Annotated in this window: 20 protein-coding genes and 1 tRNA gene; 16 read left to right on the forward strand and 5 right to left on the reverse strand. The window is 47.1% G+C overall.

Going from position 1 to position 20,938, the window contains the following annotated elements; all coding sequences use genetic code 11:
- Nucleotide 1: 1 nt before the first annotated feature.
- The 7 genes from gatC to DESPODRAFT_RS13750 all read left to right on the forward strand — a co-directional run bounded on the left by gatC (nucleotide 2) and on the right by DESPODRAFT_RS13750 (nucleotide 7,400).
- The gene (gatC, locus tag DESPODRAFT_RS13720; RefSeq protein ID WP_004074217.1) at nucleotides 2-289 is read left to right on the forward strand and encodes an Asp-tRNA(Asn)/Glu-tRNA(Gln) amidotransferase subunit GatC; all 288 of its coding nucleotides are present in this window, start codon (nucleotides 2-4) and stop codon (nucleotides 287-289) included.
- 27 nt (nucleotides 290-316) lie between these two features.
- Nucleotides 317-1,789 (forward strand): Asp-tRNA(Asn)/Glu-tRNA(Gln) amidotransferase subunit GatA, encoded by a 1,473-nt coding sequence (gene gatA / locus DESPODRAFT_RS13725; protein WP_004074218.1) that lies wholly within the window; start codon nucleotides 317-319, stop codon nucleotides 1,787-1,789.
- Between the two features lie 29 nt (nucleotides 1,790-1,818).
- A complete protein-coding gene (locus DESPODRAFT_RS13730) occupies nucleotides 1,819-2,193 on the forward strand; it encodes a GxxExxY protein (RefSeq protein WP_004074219.1) in 375 nt (124 codons plus the stop codon).
- 49 nt (nucleotides 2,194-2,242) lie between these two features.
- Nucleotides 2,243-2,434, forward strand: a complete 192-nt coding sequence (locus DESPODRAFT_RS13735) for a hypothetical protein (protein ID WP_004074220.1) — start codon at nucleotides 2,243-2,245, stop codon at nucleotides 2,432-2,434.
- A complete protein-coding gene (gene mutL, locus DESPODRAFT_RS13740; RefSeq protein ID WP_004074221.1) occupies nucleotides 2,431-4,362 on the forward strand; it encodes a DNA mismatch repair endonuclease MutL in 1,932 nt (643 codons plus the stop codon). The genes DESPODRAFT_RS13735 and mutL overlap by 4 nt, the downstream gene beginning before the upstream one ends.
- Before the next feature lie 72 nt (nucleotides 4,363-4,434).
- Entirely contained in the window at nucleotides 4,435-6,075 is a 1,641-nt protein-coding gene (locus DESPODRAFT_RS13745; protein ID WP_004074222.1) for an FG-GAP-like repeat-containing protein, read from the forward strand.
- Nucleotides 6,076-6,317: 242 nt separating this feature from the next.
- Entirely contained in the window at nucleotides 6,318-7,400 is a 1,083-nt protein-coding gene (locus DESPODRAFT_RS13750; RefSeq protein WP_004074223.1) for a hypothetical protein, read from the forward strand.
- A 161-nt stretch (nucleotides 7,401-7,561) separates the two neighbouring features.
- Here DESPODRAFT_RS13750 and DESPODRAFT_RS13755 read toward each other — a convergent pair whose 3' ends face one another.
- Complete coding sequence (locus tag DESPODRAFT_RS13755) at nucleotides 7,562-8,503, reverse strand: hypothetical protein (protein WP_004074224.1); 942 nt, start codon at nucleotides 8,501-8,503, stop codon at nucleotides 7,562-7,564.
- Nucleotides 8,504-8,603: 100 nt separating this feature from the next.
- Nucleotides 8,604-10,016: a sigma-54 interaction domain-containing protein gene (locus DESPODRAFT_RS13760; protein WP_004074225.1), complete on the reverse strand. Its 1,413-nt coding sequence runs from the start codon at nucleotides 10,014-10,016 to the stop codon at nucleotides 8,604-8,606.
- 281 nt (nucleotides 10,017-10,297) lie between these two features.
- On the opposite strand from DESPODRAFT_RS13760, the gene DESPODRAFT_RS13765 reads away from it, so the two are divergent.
- A complete protein-coding gene (locus DESPODRAFT_RS13765) occupies nucleotides 10,298-10,606 on the forward strand; it encodes a DUF4242 domain-containing protein (protein ID WP_004074226.1) in 309 nt (102 codons plus the stop codon).
- A gap of 89 nt (nucleotides 10,607-10,695) precedes the next feature.
- Here DESPODRAFT_RS13765 and DESPODRAFT_RS13770 read toward each other — a convergent pair.
- The 3 genes from DESPODRAFT_RS13770 to tadA all read right to left on the reverse strand — a co-directional run bounded on the left by DESPODRAFT_RS13770 (nucleotide 10,696) and on the right by tadA (nucleotide 12,559).
- Nucleotides 10,696-10,772: transfer RNA gene (locus DESPODRAFT_RS13770), tRNA-Pro, on the reverse strand.
- Between the two features lie 46 nt (nucleotides 10,773-10,818).
- Nucleotides 10,819-12,105 carry an adenylosuccinate synthase gene (locus DESPODRAFT_RS13775; RefSeq protein ID WP_004074227.1) on the reverse strand — a complete coding sequence of 429 codons (1,287 nt, stop codon included), beginning with the start codon at nucleotides 12,103-12,105 and terminating at the stop codon, nucleotides 10,819-10,821.
- Nucleotides 12,068-12,559, reverse strand: coding sequence for a tRNA adenosine(34) deaminase TadA (gene tadA, locus DESPODRAFT_RS13780; RefSeq protein WP_004074228.1), 492 nt, complete (start codon nucleotides 12,557-12,559; stop codon nucleotides 12,068-12,070). Before tadA ends, DESPODRAFT_RS13775 begins: the two co-directional genes overlap by 38 nt.
- A 180-nt stretch (nucleotides 12,560-12,739) precedes the next feature.
- On the opposite strand from tadA, the gene hemL reads away from it, so the two are divergent.
- The 8 genes from hemL to ccsB all read left to right on the forward strand — a co-directional run bounded on the left by hemL (nucleotide 12,740) and on the right by ccsB (nucleotide 20,738).
- Nucleotides 12,740-14,026 carry a glutamate-1-semialdehyde 2,1-aminomutase gene (gene hemL / locus DESPODRAFT_RS13785; RefSeq protein ID WP_004074229.1) on the forward strand — a complete coding sequence of 429 codons (1,287 nt, stop codon included), beginning with the start codon at nucleotides 12,740-12,742 and terminating at the stop codon, nucleotides 14,024-14,026.
- Nucleotides 14,026-15,459, forward strand: coding sequence for a UDP-N-acetylmuramate:L-alanyl-gamma-D-glutamyl-meso-diaminopimelate ligase (mpl, locus tag DESPODRAFT_RS13790; protein ID WP_004074230.1), 1,434 nt, complete (start codon nucleotides 14,026-14,028; stop codon nucleotides 15,457-15,459). Before hemL ends, mpl begins: the two co-directional genes overlap by 1 nt.
- On the forward strand, nucleotides 15,456-15,662 hold the full coding sequence (locus DESPODRAFT_RS13795) for a hypothetical protein (RefSeq protein WP_004074231.1): 207 nt from the start codon (nucleotides 15,456-15,458) through the stop codon (nucleotides 15,660-15,662). Before mpl ends, DESPODRAFT_RS13795 begins: the two co-directional genes overlap by 4 nt.
- Nucleotides 15,663-15,665: 3 nt before the next feature.
- Nucleotides 15,666-16,097: a bacteriohemerythrin gene (locus DESPODRAFT_RS13800; RefSeq protein WP_004074232.1), complete on the forward strand. Its 432-nt coding sequence runs from the start codon at nucleotides 15,666-15,668 to the stop codon at nucleotides 16,095-16,097.
- A gap of 164 nt (nucleotides 16,098-16,261) precedes the next feature.
- On the forward strand, nucleotides 16,262-16,531 hold the full coding sequence (locus DESPODRAFT_RS13805) for a hypothetical protein (RefSeq protein ID WP_004074233.1): 270 nt from the start codon (nucleotides 16,262-16,264) through the stop codon (nucleotides 16,529-16,531).
- A gap of 107 nt (nucleotides 16,532-16,638) precedes the next feature.
- Nucleotides 16,639-18,399, forward strand: coding sequence for an exodeoxyribonuclease V subunit alpha (gene recD / locus DESPODRAFT_RS13810; protein ID WP_004074234.1), 1,761 nt, complete (start codon nucleotides 16,639-16,641; stop codon nucleotides 18,397-18,399).
- A 138-nt stretch (nucleotides 18,400-18,537) separates the two neighbouring features.
- Nucleotides 18,538-19,905, forward strand: a complete 1,368-nt coding sequence (gene resB, locus DESPODRAFT_RS13815) for a cytochrome c biogenesis protein ResB (protein ID WP_040015988.1) — start codon at nucleotides 18,538-18,540, stop codon at nucleotides 19,903-19,905.
- Nucleotides 19,905-20,738 carry a c-type cytochrome biogenesis protein CcsB gene (gene ccsB / locus DESPODRAFT_RS13820; RefSeq protein ID WP_004074236.1) on the forward strand — a complete coding sequence of 278 codons (834 nt, stop codon included), beginning with the start codon at nucleotides 19,905-19,907 and terminating at the stop codon, nucleotides 20,736-20,738. Before resB ends, ccsB begins: the two co-directional genes overlap by 1 nt.
- The last annotated feature ends 200 nt before the right edge of the window (nucleotides 20,739-20,938 follow it).

Raw genomic sequence — 20,938 nt, forward strand, 5'->3', positions numbered from 1 at the left:
AATGAAAATATCACAGCAGGAAGTGGAGAAAATAGCCCATCTGGCCCGGCTGGATGTGGATGATGAACTCAAGGAGACCCTGGCAGAACAGCTCAGTGATATCCTTGATTATATTGATGCTCTCAAGGATGTGGATGTTGACGGGGTGACACCGGTATCAGGGGCGGCATTCATGAATAATGTGCTCCGAGAAGACGAGGAAAAACCGTCCCCGGGCCCGGATGTGACCCTGGCCAATGCACCGGAACGTGACCAGGACTTTTATGTGGTGCCAAGAGTGGTGAAGTAGCCCCCAAAAAAAGCGTAAGGAACTAAAATGAATCTGCATACCCTGACCATTGCCCAGGCCAAAGATCTTCTGGACAAAAAGGAAATATCTTCCGTTGAATTGACACGGGCCTTCCTTGACCGTATTGATAAATATGACAACACGATTTCAGCATTTATTACTGTTGATCGGGATCTTGCCCTGGAACAGGCTCAACAGGCGGACCGGATTATTGCCAAAGGGGAGAACCAGGCTTTTACCGGGATACCCGTGGCCTTAAAAGATGTTTTATGTACAAAGGGGGTGAAGACCACCTGTGCATCTAAAATTCTTGAAAATTTTGTGCCCCAATACGATGCCACGGTGGTGGAAAAATTTAAAGCCCAGGATGCCGTGCTGATCGGCAAGGCCAATATGGATGAATTTGCCATGGGTTCTTCCACCGAAAATTCAGCCTTTTTTGTTACCCGCAATCCCTGGAACACGGACTATGTCCCTGGCGGCTCATCCGGCGGATCTGCCGCTGCTGTGGCGGCCCGGTTCTGTTCCGGGGCCGTGGGCACGGACACGGGCGGTTCCATCCGCCAGCCCGCCTCCCATTGTGGTGTGGTAGGCCTGAAACCCACCTATGGCCGGGTATCACGGTTTGGTGTGGTGGCCTATGCGTCATCTTTGGATCAGGTGGGGCCCATCACCCGGGATGTGACGGACACGGCCATGATGCTCAATCTCATGGGGGGTCATGATCCCAAAGATTCCACCAGTGCACCTGAACCGATGCCGGATTTTTTAAAGGGCATTGCCCTGTTCAAGGAGCAAGGTCTTTCCGGAATGACCGCAGGCATCCCCAAGGAATTTTTAAGCCTCGAAGGCATTGATCCCGAAGTCAAAACAATGTTTGAAAACGCCCGGAAAACCCTGGAGGGGTTGGGTGTTGACATTAAAGAGATCTCCCTGCCCCATACCAATTATGCGGTGGCTGCCTATTATATCATTGCCCCTTGTGAAGCCAGTGCCAATCTGGCCCGGTTCGACGGGGTGAGATACGGGGTCAGGGATATGGATGCCAACGATATTATGGAGATGTACAAGAAAACCAAGTCCAAAGGATTTGGACTGGAGGTCCAGCGCCGGATTATTATCGGCACCTATTCTCTGTCTTCAGGGTATTATGATGCCTATTACGGTCGTGCCTCACAGGTTCGGGCTTTGATCATGGATGATTTTAAACGCGCCTTTGAGTCGTGCGACATTATTTTGTCTCCTGTGGCACCGACACCTGCGTTTAAAATCGGTGAGAAGATCGAAGATCCTTTGACCATGTATTTAAGCGATATTTTTACCCTCTCCTGCAATCTGGCAGGTGTTCCCGGGATTTCAGTGCCCGCGGGTATTTCCTCCACCGGACTTCCCATGGGTCTTCAGATGATGGCCCGGCATTTTGATGAAATGTCACTGATCCGGGCAGGATATGGATTTGAGCAGGCTGTGGGTAAACATCCAGACCCCCCTGAGTTATAAACCACTGAATACACGGAAAAACACGGAAAATGAGTTTGATTTTTGAAGAAGAAACTTATTTGATTCGTGGTGCTGTTTTTGAGGTTTACAAAGAGATGGGATGTGGTTTTCTGGAAGCGGTTTATCAGGAGTGTCTGGAGGTGGAGTTAAGCAAACGGGGCATCCCATTTGTTGCTCAGAAGGAGATCCCGTTGATGTACAAAGGAGAACCGCTTCATCAAATATACAAGCCCGATTTGATCTGTTACAACAAAATCATATTGGAGTTAAAAGCGGTTAAGGATATCTCTCCCGAACATAAAGCACAGGTTATCAATTACTTGAAAGCAACGAACTTGAAATTAGGATTACTGATTAACTTTGGCAGTCACCCAAAAGTACAGATTGAGCGCTTAGCGCTCTAACTTTCAGTGCTTTCCGTGTCTTCCGTGGTTATCATAAAGGAATGTCAATATGTCCACTGTCATACCCCAGGGGAATGCCCTGAAAAAAGCCATTGCATGGGTGTCTGAAAAAAGAACGGCCCAGCCCGACCAGAATGTGAAAAAACTGGTTAATGATGCCTGTCTGCAGTTTGATTTAAGTCCAAAAGACAGCGAATTTCTACTGCGTTTTGTAAAGGAAAGCCTGAATACGCCTTCATGAGCAGAATCCGGATTCTTCCTGATATCCTGTCCAACCAGATCGCTGCCGGTGAAGTTGTTCAAAGGCCGGTTTCCGTGGTTAAGGAGTTGGTGGAAAACGCCATGGATGCGGGGGCTGACAGGATTATCGTTGAGATTGAAAACGGCGGGAAAACCTTAATCCGTGTTTCAGACAACGGGTGCGGGCTTTCCCGGGATGAGGCGGTGCTGTCAATAGAGCGGTATGCCACATCCAAGATCTACACCAAGGAAGACCTGTTTTCCATTTCCACATTCGGGTTCAGGGGCGAGGCGCTGCCATCCATTGCGTCCGTATCAACGTTCAGTCTTGTCTCCCGTACAGCGGATAACGCCATCGGTACCCGGGTCGATATGAATGGAGGCAAGCTTTCCGGTGTAACGGATACCGGCGCGCCTGTCGGTACGATGGTGGAAGTTAGGCGGTTGTTTTTCAACACACCTGCCCGAAGAAAATTTTTAAAAAGCGAAAACACCGAGTCCGGTCATATTGCCGATGCCCTGGCAGGACTTGCCATGGGCAATCCCGGGGTGGGATTCCGCCTTGTTGTCAACCACAGATCCGTTAAAAGTTATCCCCCGGGCCAGACCCTTTTTCAGCGGGCCCAGATGGTGCTGGGTAAAGAGGCGGCAGATTCTCTGTACGAAATGCAGTGGCCGGAAACCGATGACGGCACGGATCGTGGCCTGGCCGGGCTATGTATCCGCGGGGTGTGTGCCAATCCCGGTATTACACGCAGTACCGCCAACCGGATTTTTCTGTTCGTCAACCGGCGTCTTGTGTATGACCGGGGGCTTATCTCCGCCATGTTTCAAGGGTATCGGGGCAGGATCATGAAGGGACGCTATCCTGTGGGGGCGGTGTGTGTGGAACTGCCCTGTGACCAGGTGGATGTAAACGTGCACCCGACTAAACGTGAAATTAAATTTATTACACCCGGTCCGGTATACCAAGCCTTGTCCCTTGCCGTGGCAAAAGCCTTGTCCCGTGGTCAGGAGAACAAATGGTCCTATGCCAGGGCCGTGATGACTGAGAAAAAGGAGTCCCCAACGCCTGTTCAGGCCGCACTGAAATCGGCATCCCTGTTAGAAAAAAGATTGACGCCCGACTTGTTTGAAAGCGTTTCTGCTTCCCAGTTGCCGTCTGTGTATAAATTTTTTGATGCACCCCCTGAATCCTTTGAGGCTGCGGAATCCCCGGAAAAATCCTGGGTACCGGAGCCGGAAACAACCCTGCACAATCAGCCGCCTTTGGTGAGCCATGCAAATCAACCTTCAAGTCCGGATATCACAACGCCTTTTTCGAAAATTGAACCGTTTCGGGCAACTCAGTCGGATTTAAGGGTGATAGGTCAGGTACTCAATGTTTATATTGTAGTGGAAAAGGAGAACCACCTGATACTGGTTGACCAGCATGCTGCCCATGAACGTATTGTTTTTGAAGCGCTTTTAAAGCGTTACAAGCGTATGGATGTTCAAAGCCAGTCCCTGGCGGTTCCCGAGGTCCTGGAACTGAGCCACAAGGAAGCGTTGGTCCTTGAATCCATCATGACGGATCTGGCTGATCTGGGCATTCGGGTTGAACCCTTTGGCGGGACATCGTTTGTAATAAAAGCCGTGCCTGTGCTGGTGGCGCAAAAGCATGTGGGGCCCATGGTGGTGGAAATGGTTGAGAAAATCAGCCATGCCAACGGCACGGGTCTTAAAGATGACTGGCTTGAAGATGCCCTGGCCACCATGGCCTGCCACAGGTCTTTGCGGGGTGGACAGTCCATGTCACTGAAGGAGATGACAGCGCTTGTGGCGCAGTTGTTTACCTGTGAAAATCCCATGCACTGTCCCCATGGACGCCCTGTTTTTGTCTCTTTTGATGCCCGCAGTCTTGAAAAGCTGTTCAAAAGACTTGTGTGAGTCCGGGGGATGGGATATAAACCTTGGGAATCTCGATTTTGTTCAATTTTAACAGGAGTGTAAGGAAAACCCATGCGAAAATTTATGCAAATATTTTTTGCTTTCAAAACAATGGTTGCTGTTTTGACTTTTTTTGCTTTCTGGGCAGCTATCGGTACGGGATTGTGCGGTGACGCCAAAACCGTAGCTGTCTTCCCCTTTGAAATGAATTCGTCCCAGGATCTTGGTTTCCTGCAAAACGGATTGTTCTCAATGCTTTCCTCAAGGCTTTCCGATGCCGGGAAAGTGGATGTCCTGGATCGGGAAACCGTTGACAACGCCCTGGCCAAGGCAAAGGCCGGCGGGCTTGTTAAAGGACCTCTGAATGAGGGCTTAGCCCGGGATATAGGCGCGCAGATGGGGGTGGATTACATCCTTTTCGGCAGTCTTACCCATTATGGTGAAAGTATCAGTTTAGATGCCTCTATGGTCGATGTTTCAGGAAAAAAGCAAACCCTTGCCTTTTTCGAGCAGAGCAATTCCATGGGCGATGTCATCCCCCTGGTGAACTCCTTTGCCGGTGATATCAATATGAAGGTGTTCAACCGCAATATAGATAACAAGCTGTATGCCCGGCCCCAGGAAGAGAATCCGACCCTTGGCGGGCTTCAGTATGCCGGCGGTGGCGACAGTTATGGCGGCGGTATGATGGCCATGCAGGCAAGCCAGGGATTCACCACCCATCTTAAGGTGGAGGAAGTGATCCGTGCCATGGCCACCGGCGACTTGAATAAAGATGGTCGACTTCAGGTGGTTACCGCAACGGATTCGGCACTTCAGATATACCATCTTGAGGGGACTCTGCTCACCGAAGAGATCAGTCTGGATTATGCATCCTATCTGAGAATTATCGGACTGGATGTGGCAGATATTAACGGTAACGGGTATCCGGAAATTTTTGTCACGGCCATGACAATAAACAGGGAAACCCTTTCCTCGTTTGTGGTGGAATATAATGGGTCATCGTATACAACGCTCCAGGACGGCCTTTCCTACTATTTTCGTGTAATTGATTCTGTGGACGGCAATCCTGTGCTCTATGCCCAGGATAAAGGCAGAGGTCCATATGCCGGAAAAATATATATCATGAGTGCGGCCAATGACACCTACCTGGAGGAAAAGCCCATTCGTGTGCCCAAGGGGACATCTGTGCTTTCCCTGGCCAGGGGACCGGTTCGGGAGGACGGTGGCAATGAATTTTTAAACATTAACCAGCATCATCGATTGGTACTCATCAACGATGCCGGGTCAAATGAATGGGAGAGTACGGAAAAATACGGGAAGACCAATAATTATTGGATTACAGGGGAACCGGCTGCAGATCAAACTGTCCGGGAACGCGACTATTTTAATCCCAGAATCAAATTTCATCCCGTGGGAGAGGATCAGAAAAATAAGGTTTTTCTGATTACAAATAGTGAGTTTGGTGCCGGCTCCATTGGGCGGATTAAACGGTTTAAAGATGGGCGGGTTGAAATCATGTCCTGGAACGGTATTGCCCTTGCGCCGGTATTTCAGACCGTACCGTTGCAGGGCTGGGTCTCTGATTTTGATATTGCGGATATAGACAATGACGGGATTGAAGAGCTGGTGATTTCCGTTGTGACCCGGTCCAAGATAGCCATCCTTACCCAGGATAAAACGTCGAACATTATTTCTTATAAATTGAAATAAAATAATACGTGGCACATTGAAAAACTCTCACAAAGCCACAAAGTCACAAAGGACAACAAAGGACCATAAAATCTTTGTGACTTTGTGGCTTTGTGAGAGAATAAAATTAGAATTATCGGAAAAAATAATTGACAAACGCATTAAAATAGAATTAAAAGAGAAACTAATTTGGTATCCTGTTTTTAAAAGGAAGGCAGGGTGCTGAAATTTCAGGCAGTAAATAATTCTAAAAGGAGAAAAAGATGAAAAAAATTATTGTAGCTGTTGCAGCACTTGCTCTGATGGCAGGCTCGGCGTATGCAGCTGAGTGGAATTTCTATGGTTCTGCTCGTGTTTCTACTTTCTGGTCTGATACCGATGCTGATGGTGTTGAGCTTGATGAATTTGACGATTATTTGGAAGACGTTCAGTTTACAGAAGAGCTTCAAAGCAACGCCCGTATTGGCGCCAATGTTAAAGTTTCCGATGAACTGACCGGCCGTTTTGAATACGGCGCTTCCGGTGGGGTTGCCAACGTCCGTCTGCTTTACGGCGAATGGGACTTTGGCGCGGGCAAACTGCTCGTTGGTAAAGATTATGTACCCATGTATCTGACTGGTTCAAATCAGGTAGTTGGTAATGATGCCGCACTTTCCGGATGGGGCGAAGTTGACGGTAGTCGTCGTGCTCAGATTAAGATGACTTTCGGCGATTTCCAGGTTGCTTTTGTTGAAAATAACACTGATTATTATGGTGCTGCTTTTGGCGACACAACCGATGCTTTTGTTGATGTTGTTATTCCTATGATTCAGCTCCAGTATGCTCTTACTTTTGACAACTTTGTCATTACCATGGCCGGTGGTTATCAGACTTTTGATGTTGATGACGGAATCGCTGATGATGATGTAACTTCCTGGGGTCTTGGTCTTGATGTTGCTGCTACCTTCGGTGCTTTCAGCTTTACCGCTCAGGTTAACGGCGGTACCAACGTTGGCAACATTTACAATATTGAGGTAAGTGATCTTGTTGTTGGGTCAGGTTACGCTGCTGTTGTTGGTAATGAGGTCATTGATAACGACGCCATGGGCGGGCGTATTGCCGTTGCTTATACCATTAATGAAATGCTTGGTGTAGAAGTTGGTTATGGTTACCAGCAGACTGAATTTGATGTGTCCGATTCTCAAGAAGACGAAGTGCAATCTTATTACATTCAGTTGCCCATCACCCTGGCTCCAGGTGTGCATATAGTTCCTGAAGTAGGTGTTGTTGATTACATGGACAACGCGGCTGGTAATGATGAGAATGAAGTCACCTATTTCGGCGCCAAATGGCAGATCAACTTCTAATTTAGTTTTATCAAATTTAATTTAGTCAATACTGCCTGATTTTATAAAGCGGGCCGGTGAAAACCGGTCCGCTTTTTATTTGCCCGGCATGACAGGTAAACCCAGTCTGCGGATATGGGTTTCTTTCCGATTCAAATCCATAGGAAAACAGGACCGGGTGATCAGGAAATAATAAGATTGGGTTTGTGTTTAAAACTGTTTGGAAAATCCGTGTAGTGCGCTTCCATAGCCTGGTAGGGTGTTTTTTGCTTTAAAAAGCCAAGGGGCAGTTCAAAGTTGTAATGGCATATCTGTTTGGTCAATGTTTCGTTTGTTTCCCAGGTGGTTGTATCTATTTCAGGGTCAGATGTGTTAATAATTTTTTTCACCTGCAAGTTTAATTCGTTGATGGTATCCGTATGCAGATCATCCATCTGAAAGAATGAAATGCCCAAGTCCTTGCATAAAAACTCAATGTCACTGTCAGGATTTTTCTTGGGTATCTTTTTACTGTCTATGGTTTCACCACAAAGCCTTACCGGATTATTGTAGATAACGCCTAAAACTCTTAAAGGGAAATTCTGGATATGATCTGAAATAAATGTGTTCGCCATTGTGGCGTACTGGGCATGAAAGGTCCTGAATGAGCAGTCAAGAAGGGTTTGCAGTACCACGGGCTCTTTATCTTTGAGAAAAGAGGGTAGATGAAAACAATTGTAATAAAGATATGTGCCTGTGTAATCTTTAAGGTTAAATGGTACGGATCGCTTAAGTTTGGGCATCCGGGATATTTGATACCGCTTGAGGCATCTGTTCAGGCTGGCCCTGGAACAACTGATCTTAAAAAAAGATTCCGCAATTTGTTGCAGATCATCAAGGCCTGCCCTGAATGCCATCCGGCAGATAATAATTTTAATCTCTTCAATGGGTGTCAGCGCGGTTTTTATGCGTTTGGGTGTATGGGGGCGGTCATATACGTCCATTCGTTTTTGCCATCTGCGTATTGTGGTTTTACTGACCCCGGTTTTTTTTGCCAGCGTGGCAACGGAGAGATGGGGATTGTTTTGAATATATGCCCGCTGGGCAGGGGTTGTCGTGGCATTTTTATGAAGGCGTATTTTCATGGTTACCCCTCTTTGTTTTTATAACCACGGAATACACGGAAAACACAGAAAAAAACAGCTTCATTTCCGTGTCTTTCCGTGTATTCAGTGGTTTGATTTGTTATTCGGGCTGCATGGGAATATCCCATTTTTTCATGTATTTCCAGATGGCTGCCCGGCTGAAGCCGGTCTGCCTGGCCGCTTCGGCTTTGTTCCATCCTGACTCACGGAGGATAGCCAGTAATCGCTTCCGATCCAGAGACGGCCGCTGCTTTTTACGAGGATGGGGCGGCTCCGGGTAAGATAAGGGAGGGGCTGCATAGGTGGTATGCTCTCCGCCGGTGATTTCAACGGGAAGGTCTTCCTGTTCAATCTGGCGGCCGGAACAGAGCACGAATGCATGTTCAATGGCATTGGCCAGCTCCCGGATATTTCCGGGCCAATCATATTCCATGAAGGTTTTCAGGGCCGGTGTTGCCATGCCGGTAACGGTTCCGCCGGATATCTTGTTATTGTGCTTAATAAAGTGGTTGACTAGCAGCGGGATGTCTTCTTTGCGATGTCTCAGGGGGGGCAGGTAAATGGGAAAGACCTTGAGCCGGTAATACAGATCTTCCCTGAAAAGGCCCTCATCAACGAGTGATTTCAGATCTTTATTGGTGGCGGTAATGATCCGGATATCCACCTTGCGTTTTCGGGAATCCCCGACGCGTTCTATCTCTTTTTCCTGAAGTACGCGCAGGAGTTTTACCTGAATATAGGGTGAGATTTCACTGATTTCATCTAAAAATATAGTGCCCTGATCAGCCTGTTCAAATCGCCCGATCCGCTCCCGGCTAGCCCCGGTAAATGCACCTTTAACATGTCCGAACAATTCGCTTTCCAGTAATGATTCGGATAAAGCGCTGCAGTTGACCGTAATCATGGGATTGCTCCTTCTTTCACCAATGGAATGAATGGCCTTGGCCACAAGTTCCTTTCCCGTTCCGCTCTCACCCTGGATGAGAATGGACGTTTCGGTGGCTGCTGACGCTTTTATGAAAGAGAATACATTCTGCATTACCTGACTTTTGGCGATAATGCCACCCAGCCGATTTAATTCGCTCAGGCGGCGGGTGGCTTTTTCCATCTTCAGTCGGGCATTTTTAAGTTTAGTCAGATCCGTGACGCTTTCGATCACCCCTATGGTCTGTCCGCGGTCGTTTCTAATGGCCCTGGCATTTTTGCTCACTGAAAGGGTATGCCCGTCCCGGTGGCTGATTACGCATTCAGTGGGTGTCATTTTTCCAGTTTCAAGTATCCTGCAGACATTGATCCCGGAAGGGCACTCCTTGCCGAAACATTGGCTGAACTTCAATATCCGGCAGTTTTTTCCTTTAATTTCCTGGAATGAATACCCACTGATAGCTTCCATGGCTGGATTCCATACCACGATTTTTCCGGTGGTATCCAACACAAACACGCCGTCACCGATGGCTTCCAGCAACCGCTTGAGCAGTTCGTTTTTCTCAATCGCTTCTTGAATGTTTTCCATTGTTGGATTTTTTATTTTAGAGTGGTTTAGTGGCGCTACTTGTAGCGCCACTAAAGCTGTTTGTATCATAAGTGGCGGACAGGAGATTGTCAATCTTTTGTGGCGTTGGAATGTGTAAGGGGGAAAATACTTTAGGTTTATTAATATATACGTATGGTTATCTAAGATTTGAAGTATAGAAACAATCTTTGGTATGATTATTGAGTTAGTTGTATTTAACCGGACAGTCCATGGCTGAAGGGTAAATCAACTTAACCTAATAAAATATAAGGAGATTAGCCATGAGTAAAACGAATAAATATATGATGATTCATAACTCCCCTGAAGTCGACTGGGAAGTCGTAAAGGAAAACTGGCGTAAGCTGGCAGGTGTTGAAGCGGCTACCTGGATCAAAACTTACTATAACAAAGATAAAGGCATGCGCTTCTGCATCTGGCTGGCCCCCACTGAAGAAATCCTCAAGGATATTTTTACTGAAATCGGCATCAGCTGGGAAAGCATCACCTTGGTAGAAGAGACCGTTCCCGATGTTTGGAACGGAAACTGGGCGGATGATCTTGCTGAAGCCTATGATAGAAGTGAAATGTGAAACGAAACATATAAAAGTTCCCACATTCAATGTGGGAACAAAAAAAAGGTATTCGCTTTTAAATAAAGCTGAATACCTTTTTAAATCGTTGGTCGGGATGAGAGGATTTGAACCTCCGACCCCCTCGTCCCGAACGAGGTGCTCTACCAGGCTGAGCCACATCCCGACGCATAAGACGTCATTTAATATACCATAATTGAGAGAATGTCAATTTAGAAAATATTTTCTTTAACAATGGTGGCCTCACGTCCCGGTCCTACGGACACAATTTTAATTTTGACTTCTGATAATTCTTCTATCCGTGCAAGATAGGCTTTGGCTTTTTCCGGCAGATCATCAAAATCGGTCATATCAGATGTCGGTGTTTTCCAGCCGGGATGTGTTTCATAAACAGGCGAACATTTTGCCAGGAGATCAATTTGGGCCGGAAAATCTGTGGTGATTTTTCCGCAATATTCATATCCTGTACAGATTTGAATTTCATCCAGGTCATCCAGAACATCAAGTTTGGTGATGGCAAGTCCGGTCAGGCTGTTCAGGCGGACGGCATTTTTCAGAACCACCATGTCCAACCATCCGCAGCGTCGTTTGCGTCCGGTGGTGGCGCCGAACTCGGCCCCGGTTTTTTGGATTTTCTCACCGGTTTCATCAAATAGTTCAGTTGGGAAAGGACCTGCGCCCACCCGGGTGGTGTATGCCTTGACAATGCCGATGATTTCATTCAACTGGCCTGGCCCCACGCCACTGCCGCTTGCCGCGTTGGCTGAAACCGTTGTGGAAGAGGTGACAAAGGGGTAGGTGCCATGTTCAATGTCAAGGTGCGTGCCCTGGGCACCTTCAAATAAAATCTGCATGCCCTGCCGGATGCCCTGGTCAAGGGATACGGAAACATCGGAAATATAGGGGAGAAGCCGGGCCCGGATATTTTCAAATTGATCAAGAACAAGTGCCGGGTCCATGGGGTCGGTTTTGAAATACTCTTTCAGGTAAAAATTTTTCTCCGCCATGACCGTCTCCACTTTTTCCTTAAACAGATCAAAGTCAAGAAGATCACAGAACCGGATACCCACGCGGGTTGCCTTATCTTCATAGCAGGGGCCGATCCCCCGGCCGGTGGTACCGATTTTATCTTTCCCTTTTTTTATTTCCCGGGCTTTATCAATCTCCTGATGATAGGGCATGATGATATGGGCACGATTGCTGATTTCCAGCATGTTGGGGGATACATCAATATTATTGTCCGCCAGATAATCTATTTCATCCAGTAATACAAAAGGATCAACCACAACACCGTTGCCGATAAAGCATTTTTTCTGCTGAAGTATCCCGGAGGGGATCAAGTGGCTGATAATTTCTTTTCCGTTGACCACCATGGTGTGCCCTGCATTGTTCCCACCCTGGAATCTGACAACATAATCAGCGTATTCGCTGAGCAGATCGACAATTTTTCCTTTTCCTTCATCACCCCACTGGGTTCCCACAACAACTGTGTTTGTCACGGTTTCTCCTTTTTTCTTCAAAAAAACTTTTAATAATCTGTCTTGTTTGTTCTTCACATATTCCCTGAACAATTTCAAGGTGATGGTTTAATCGTGCATCCGATCCCATTTGGTAGAGGGAGGCTGCAGCTCCCCATTTAGGATCCAGTGCCCCAAATACCAGTCGCTGGATTCTGGCATGGATTATTGCCCCCATGCACATGATGCATGGTTCTATGGTTACATAAAGCGTTGTCCTGGGCAGGCGATAATTATTCATGAATCTGCAGGCCGAACGAATAGCCTTTATTTCAGCATGGCTTGTGGGATCTTTTTCAGATATCGGACAGTTATATCCCTGTCCGATTACCTTGCCGGCCTGGTCCACCACGATGGCTCCAACCGGGACCTCGTCATGTTTTTCAGCTTTTTTTGCCTCATCCAAGGCAAGCATCATGTAATGTTCATCGTCCATAATCCAACCCTAACTTATATAAGGCTTTTTCCATGAGGTCAAATGTTAAGGGGCACTATTTTATATGCCGGGTAAAAATCAAAGCAGTTGACCCCTTTGAACTCAGTTTGGTATATTCCATTTTCCAAGATTAATTAATGTTAACTGTGACACTACCTGTAAATATATTAAGGATTAGATATGGAACTTACTAAATCAGCCGCTTTATTTTCATCGGCCAGAAATTTGATTCCGGGCGGGGTTAATTCTCCGGTAAGGGCCTGCGGTTCAGTGGGCGGAGAACCCGTTTTTATCGAAAAAGGAGAGGGTGCCAGGATTTTCGATGCTGACGGGAACACTTATATTGATTATGTCCTCTCCTGGGGGCCGCTTATCCTTGGCCATCGTCCGGCTCCTGTGGTTGAGGCTTTAAAAAAAGTGCTGGAGTCAGGCACAAGCTTTGGTGCGCCCACGGCGCTTGAAAATAAACTGGCCCAGCTTGTTGTGGATTCAGTGGCTTCCGTGGATATGATCAGGATGGTTAACTCAGGCACCGAGGCGACCATGAGTGCCATTCGTCTGGCAAGGGGCGTGACGGGCCGGGATCTGATTGTCAAGTTTGACGGATGTTACCATGGCCATGCAGATACCTTGCTTGTGGCCGCAGGATCCGGTGTCGCCACCCTTGGCATTCCCGGAAGCCCGGGGGTTCCTGCTGATGTGATCCGCAATACATTGTCTTTGCCATACAATGATATTCAAAGTTTTGAACGGCTTATGGCTGACAGAGGCAAGGAGATTGCCTGCGTGATTCTTGAGCCTGTGGCAGGGAATATGGGTATGGTAGCTCCTGATCCGCTGTTTTTAAAGGTATTGCGGCAACAGACTGCTGCCTATGGCAGCTTGCTTATTTTTGATGAAGTCATGACCGGATTCCGGGTCGGGGGCAGGGCGTGCGCCCAGGGCTATTTTGATATTGACCCGGATTTGACCTGTTTTGGTAAGGTTATCGGTGGCGGACTGCCCGTGGGTGCATATGGCGGAAAACGGGAAATAATGCAGCAGATTGCCCCCGGGGGATCTATTTATCAGGCCGGGACCTTGTCAGGCAACCCCCTGGCCATGGCCGCGGGAATCGCTACGTTAAAAACCCTTGAGAATGATCAGCTTTACGCTGACATGGACCGGCGGGCGGATATGCTGATCAAAGGACTCCAGGCCGCAGCCGATGAAGCGAATATCCCTTTTTCTGCCGGGCATTTCGGCTCCATGGCCGGATTCTTTTTTACAGGGCGGAAGGTGCGCAATTTCAATGATGCCAAGACCTGTGATTTGGATCGGTTCGCAAAATTCTACCGGGGCATGCTGGCCAAAGGTATTTATCTTGCGCCATCCCAGTTTGAGGCCTGTTTTATCTCTGCTGCCCACACGGACGAGGATATTGAAACTACCCTGGACGCCGCACGGAAGGTTATGACGGAAATTTAATGGCTGATTCAATCAAGCGGATTCATCTGGTTGCAGCCTGTGGTACGGGCATGGGCACGTTGGCCTGTATCTTAAAGAAAATGGGTTATATTATCACCGGATCAGACCGGAATGTCTATCCGCCCATGAGCGATTTTCTTGAAGATAACGGGATTACGCTTTTTTCCGGATTCGACCCGGCCAATATCAGTGACGATCCAAATCGGGTTCCGGACCTTGTTATTATCGGTAATGCCGTGACACGTGATAATCCGGAAGCGGTTGCCGTAATGGAAAGGGGGCTTGCCTATATCTCTATGCCCCAGGCTGTGAACCGGTTTATTGCCAATAACAAGAAAATCATTCTTGTCACCGGTACCCACGGTAAAACAACCACCTCTTCAATCATGGCACATTTGCTGGAAACTGCCGGTCTTTCTCCTTCATTTATGATCGGGGGGATTTTAAAGGATTATAATTCATCATTTAAAATTGGTGACGGGGAATACATGGTGATAGAGGGGGATGAGTATGATACGGCTTTTTTTGATAAAGGCCCCAAGTTCATGCATTATGATCCCTTTATAACCATTATGACCGGTATTGAATTTGACCATGCAGATATCTTTGACGATCTGGATCATATTTGCCGCACTTTTGGTGCCCTGGCTTCAAAGATCAGGGATAAAAGCCGTATTATTGCCTGCAAGGAAAATTTTAATCTGATGCAGGTCCTGGAACAGGCGGGTGTTGTTGATCTTCAGACATACGGCCCCGGCGCCATGTGGCAGGTGCATGACCATCGCCTGAGCAGTGAGCCGGATCCTGGTACAGGCCGTTTGCACACCCTTGCCCGCATCACAGGCCCTGGTACGGATATCAATATTCAAACGGATCTGCCCGGACGGCACAATCTTCTCAACGCAACGGCCTGCATTGCCGCAGCCCGCAGCATGGGGATAACGCAGGCCGATATTGCCCGTGGCCTTTCAAGCTTCAGCGGTGTTAAAAGGCGCCAGGAAATAAGGGGGCAGGTTGGCGGTATCACAGTGATGGATGATTTTGCCCATCATCCGACAGCGGTTAAAGAAACCATTGCCGCAGTCAAACCGTTTTATCCCCGGGGCCGTCTGGTTGCCGTGTTTGAACCTAGAACCAATACCAGCATGAGAAATATTTTCCAAGCCACCTATCCGGAATGCTTTGACCTGGCAGATTTGGTGTGCATCTGTTCTCCCGGGGTTAAAAAGAATATTCCTGAAGAAGAACGGTTTTCACCCGAACGTCTGGCCGAAGATATTTGTAAAAGGGGCAGAGCTGCCCACCATTTCGATGACCCTGGCCAGGTGATTGATTTTCTTGCCTTGGAACTTAAACCCAAAGATGTTGTCTTGGTCATGTCCAATGGCGGGTTTGGAAATATTCACCAGCGGCTTTTGGAGCGATTGGGGTGACAAAAATTGCAATCAGAATTGTTGGCATCGGACTGCTGCATTCATTTTTGTACGGCTATCTGGTTCCTTTTGTCATTTACCCGCGGTTCGGCCAGCATGGAATTTCCTTTGCCGTAATTTTTGCCATACTGATATCCATCGGTATAATTGGTACCTTGTGGCTGGGGAAGGGGAAAAATAGAACAACGAATAAAGGAGAGTGACCCATGACCAATATTATTGAATGGGATAAAAAATACAGCGTGGATGTGCCTGAACTTGATGAATGTCAGAAACAGCTTATGGATATGTTTAACACCCTTATTGAAATGAAGACGAGCAAGGCCGACGCCAAGGATGTGGCCAATTTGATTACCGAGATCAATGAATTCAGCAAAATTTTTTTCTCAAAAGAGGAAAAACTTCTTGGCAGCAAAGGATATCCCGATCTTGACATCCATTCAAAGGCCCATCGCCGCTTTATCAAAAAAGCCCTTGGCCTTCGTCGTGAAATTGCAGAAGACGTTGATAATTTGGCAATTGAAGATATTGTGGAATTGCAGAACTGGCTTATTACGCATTTTGAATCCACAGACATTATGTTCATTCCGTTTTTAAGACTCCACAGGTATGTGGATGAGTGTGAAAATAAGAAATAGGTCATAGAAACCCGCTCCGGGGAAATTTCCCTGTGAATATATTTTTAATAAAGATTGAGATGGGTTTATGCTTTAAATATTAAAGAAGTTTATCGTTATTAACGATATGTTTATTAAGAGGTTAGGAATAACTTTCAAAATATATTTAAAGAGTGGTGACTATTGTGGTTGCAGAAAATGAAATAATACCAATCGCCAATAAGGTTATAGAGATCGGAGACAGAGAACCTGGTTATCATCCCGTTGTTCGCGGCCACAAAAAAGAGCGGCGCAAGAGGATGTATGACCGCAGGAAAAGTGTCAGAGAGGGTGTCATTGTCACGTTGTCGTTTAAGAAAGATCGCAGGAAAAACCCTGACCGTCGTTTTCGGACATCAGGCGGACTTGTGCCTAAAGATCATTCCAAAGGATTGGGTTGTGATATTATTGCATAATTAAGTTTCAGGTTTTATAAATCATTGTATGAATCCGCCTCTTACGGGCGGATTTTATATTTTTTGCCCATGCTTTTCTTTTTTATTTTCTGCTGGTAAATAAGGGTATGAATAACCTTTCCTTCAATGCGCTTGGTATTCTCCATGATTCGGGGGTTTTTTCCCATCTGGATTACTATTTTTCCACAACCATGGCCAATGTTTTTAAAGATGCAGGGCCGTTGGAGATTCTTTCGGCAGCATTGACCTGCAGGGCACTTTCCAAAGGATCCATTTGTCTGGATCTTACAGGCACTGCCGGCAACGTTCTGAAAACGGCCGAGGGGAAAGAACTCATCCGGCTTCCTGAACTCGAATTCTGGTGCAATGCGCTAAAAAATTCTACCATGGTGGGCATGGAAGTCTCACAGTGCGGGAAAAAGGAAAATGACATGGCGTCCTGGATTGGTAAATATCCTCTGATCCTTGACCGGGACAACAATCTTTATCTTTCCAGATACTATGATTTTCAATGCCGGCTTTCAGATAATATCCGGGCACGGATTCAAAGGCAGATGCCAGGACCTGATGATGAATTTGTGGACAAAAGGCCGACTGCTTATTTTAACAGCCGGGATACCCACAGGACTTTTGGACAGCAGCAGGCTGTCAAAAAGGCCCTTTGTTCCGGTTTCATCATTGTGTCCGGGGGGCCGGGTACCGGAAAAACGTATATTACAGATATAATACAGACGCTTTTGACAACCTGGGCCTATGAAAACGACCTCAAGCCCCCTAGGGTGATGTGTCTGGCACCCACCGGCAAGGCCGCAGCCCGGTTGAAAGATGGGGCTACCATCCACAGTGCGCTTAAACCTGTGAAAAACAGAGCCGGGTTCCGGCACAATGCAGCCAATCCTCTGGCCGCAGACCTGGTGATTATTGATGAAGCGTCCATGATTGATATGGCGCTTATGACAAGACTCTTTGAAGCCATCCGCCCTGATGCGCGTATTGTGATACTCGGTGATGTGAATCAACTCTCTCCGGTTCAGGCCGGTGCCGTGTTTTTTGACCTGTGTCATGCCGATGTTTTGTCTGATTTCCGGGTGCTTCTGGATGTTAATTTCAGATCCGGGGGAAAAGTCGGCATTGAAAAGCTTGCAAAGGCCGTTAATATCAGTGATGCGGATGCTGTGGCAGGTATCCTTAAGGCGGATTATCCTGATATTCTATTTGTGGATACCGCCGAAGACAAAGGATATCAGGCCCGTCTTGAATCCTGTATCCTGGAAGGCTATAGACCGCTTTGGAATGCAACGACTTCTGAGCAGGCCATGGGCCTCCTTGATGGCTTTCGTGTGCTGTGCGCGCACAATTCAGGAAACAGCGGAACATTACAAATTAATCATCTATGTGAAAAAATATTACGATCTAAATCGAAAGATGGTATAAATCAGCCTGTTTTTAAAATGCTTTTAATGGTCCGTCGCAATGATTACAAAAGGTTGCTGTTTAATGGTGATACCTGTGTGGTCCTTGAAGAAAGCGGGGTGCCCACGGCCTGGTTTGCCCTGGGACAGTCGGAATCGGGACAGTCAAAATCCGGGCAATCAGATGCAAGGCATTTCAGATTGTCTGATCTGCCCGAATGTGAGCCTGCCTTTGCGGTCACCGTCCATAAAAGCCAGGGATCGGAATTTGACACTGTGCTGATCCTTATCCCTGAACAGGTCTCACCGGTTGTTACCCGACAGCTGCTTTATACGGGTATCACGCGGTCCCGAAAAAAAGTGGTTATTTTCGGCAGTATGCCCATGATCCGGCAGGCCGTAAAGACCTCGGTTGAACGTAGGTCCAACCTGCAGGCAGTACTAGATCGAGAATAGACCTGGAAAAACGGTGGGCGGATATCTTGGCCGGCATGAAGTCCTCTGGTAAGCGCTGCCGGTGATGGCATACATTGAACATGAAAGTCGCTTGAGCAGCGCTTGGACTTTCCTACAACATTTAGTGAAAGAATTGTTTTGAAACAAAAAGACAGCTTTGCCGATCAGCTCTGGATGTTTTTTGCCTCGGTGAAACTCACGGTTTATACCCTGGTGCTTTTAGCCTTAACTTCCATCATTGGAACTGTGGTTTTGCAGAACGGAACTCCCGAAGCCTATATGAGGCTTTACGGCCCAGGATTATATAATATGATCCAGGTGCTTGATCTGGACAGGATGTATCAAGCCTGGTGGTATCTGCTGCTCATGGTGGTGTTATGCGTTAATATTGTTGTCTGTTCCGTTGACCGGCTTTCGGTTACCTGGAAAATTATTTTTCCTAAAAATATTTCAGTTAATCCCGAGCGGTTTGAAAAAACTAAAAACAGACAGCAGTTTGAGTGTCAGCTTTCCATGGACCGTTTTGCGCGCGAGGCAAAACAAATGCTTGCCGCACGCGCCGGTAAAGTAATTGAAAAGACGAGTGAAACGGGTCTGATTTTGTATGCTGAAAAAGGCCGGTGGTCCCGCCTCGGGGTTTACGTGGTCCATTCAAGCGTGCTGATGCTCCTTGCCGGAGCCCTGATCGGCTCTGCATTGGGGTTTAAGGCAAACTTGCGTCTGGACGAGGGGCAGACCGCAGATACCGTGTTTGATACCCATACGCGCTTGCCCATAAAGCTGCCGTTCACGGTCCGGTGCAATTCTTTTCAGGTTAAGTTTTACGATACGGGGGCGCCGGATGAATTTAAGTCCAGCTTGACCATCCTTGAAAACAACCAGGAAAGTTTTACGGAAGATATTTTGGTCAACCATCCGTTAAGGTACAAGGGTATCAATATCTTCCAGGCGTCCTACGGTGCAACCACACCTGATGAAGCCCGGTTTGAGATCACTGACAGTGAAACCGGGACGGTTGAGATACACACCATAAAAAACGGCGGTGTCGTGTCACTGCCGGCGGGTGCCGGCAATTTTATATTTGAAGGGTTTGTACCCCATTATGACTTCAATGGTCATAACCTTGGTGAGGCGTTTATCGGGCGCCTTGATACAATCGACGGGAGGAATGTTCAAATTGTTTTGCCCACCAAGTTTCCCACCTTTGATAAAATGCGCAAGGGTAGATTCACAGTTGAGGTTAAATCCTGGGATCAGGCCTATTACACCGGCCTTCAGGTGACAAAGGACCCGGGCGTTCCCTTTGTGTACACAGGCTTTCTTCTTATGATTATCGGTTGCTGGGTCACTTTCTTTGTTTCCCACCAGTCCGTGTGTATCGGCCTTGAACAAACCGGATCCGGCAGCACCCGGGTATGGGTCGCCGGTCGGGCCAACCGTAACGCCCAGAGCACGAATTTGACCGTTAAAAAACTTGTAAAGGAATTAAAGGAAGTATCAGGCTAATGAACTCATCCCTGCTTTTATCGGCTGCAACATTTATCTATGCTTTGGCATCGGTATTTTATATTGGATCTTTTTCTTTCAAAAAACCTGCGTTTGCCCGGCTTGGGTTCTGGGTGATTGTCATCGGGCTGGTGGCCAATACCGGCGGAATTCTGCTGCGGTGGATGGAGTCCTATCAGATGGGATACGGGCATGCCCCCTTTTCCAATATGTATGAATCCCTGGTCTTTTTTTCATGGACTGCGGCCGCCCTTTATGTGTTTGTGGAATTTAAATATAAGGAAAGCATCATCGGCGTATTTGTTTCTCCCTTGATTTTCCTGGGTATTGCCTATGCCAGTTTTGATCCGTCCATTACTTCAAAAATCACCCCGTTGATCCCTGCACTTAAGTCCAACTGGCTCATTTCCCATGTAATTACCTGCTTTCTTGGGTATGCAGGCTTTGCCCTTGCCTTTGGATTCAGCTTTATGTACTTCATCAAACCCAAAGATCCCGGGGCGAGTTCGTTTTTTGCAAAACTGCCGGACTGGGACACCATTGATGAACTGACCTACCAGATGATCGTTTTCGGGTTCCTCTTTCTGACCATCGGGATTATCACAGGCTCTGTCTGGGCAAATTCCGCCTGGGGCAAATATTGGTCCTGGGATCCTAAAGAGACCTGGTCTTTGATTACCTGGTTTATTTACGCCATTTTTCTGCATTTGCGCCTGATGCGCGGATGGTACGGAAAAAATCTTGCCATTGTTTCCATCATCGGATTTATAGGGGTTTTGTTCACCTACTTCGGCGTGAATTTCTTTTTATCCGGCCTTCACAGTTACGGCTAAATAAATCCAAGTTACCTTATCTCTCTATAAATCAGAATTTTTTCGAAAAATTACATTTTGTCGGGTTATTTTTTTTAAGCTATTGTATAAAAGCCAAAATAGCTGAAGAAAATAATTTTGAATCCATTTCTGTTCGGGACGTTCCAGAGCAAGGGTTTCCCAATTAAACTTGACAAGGGAAACATATATTAATATAGATT

Source organism: Desulfobacter postgatei 2ac9, assembly GCF_000233695.2.
GTDB classification, from domain to species: Bacteria; Desulfobacterota; Desulfobacteria; order Desulfobacterales; family Desulfobacteraceae; genus Desulfobacter; species Desulfobacter postgatei.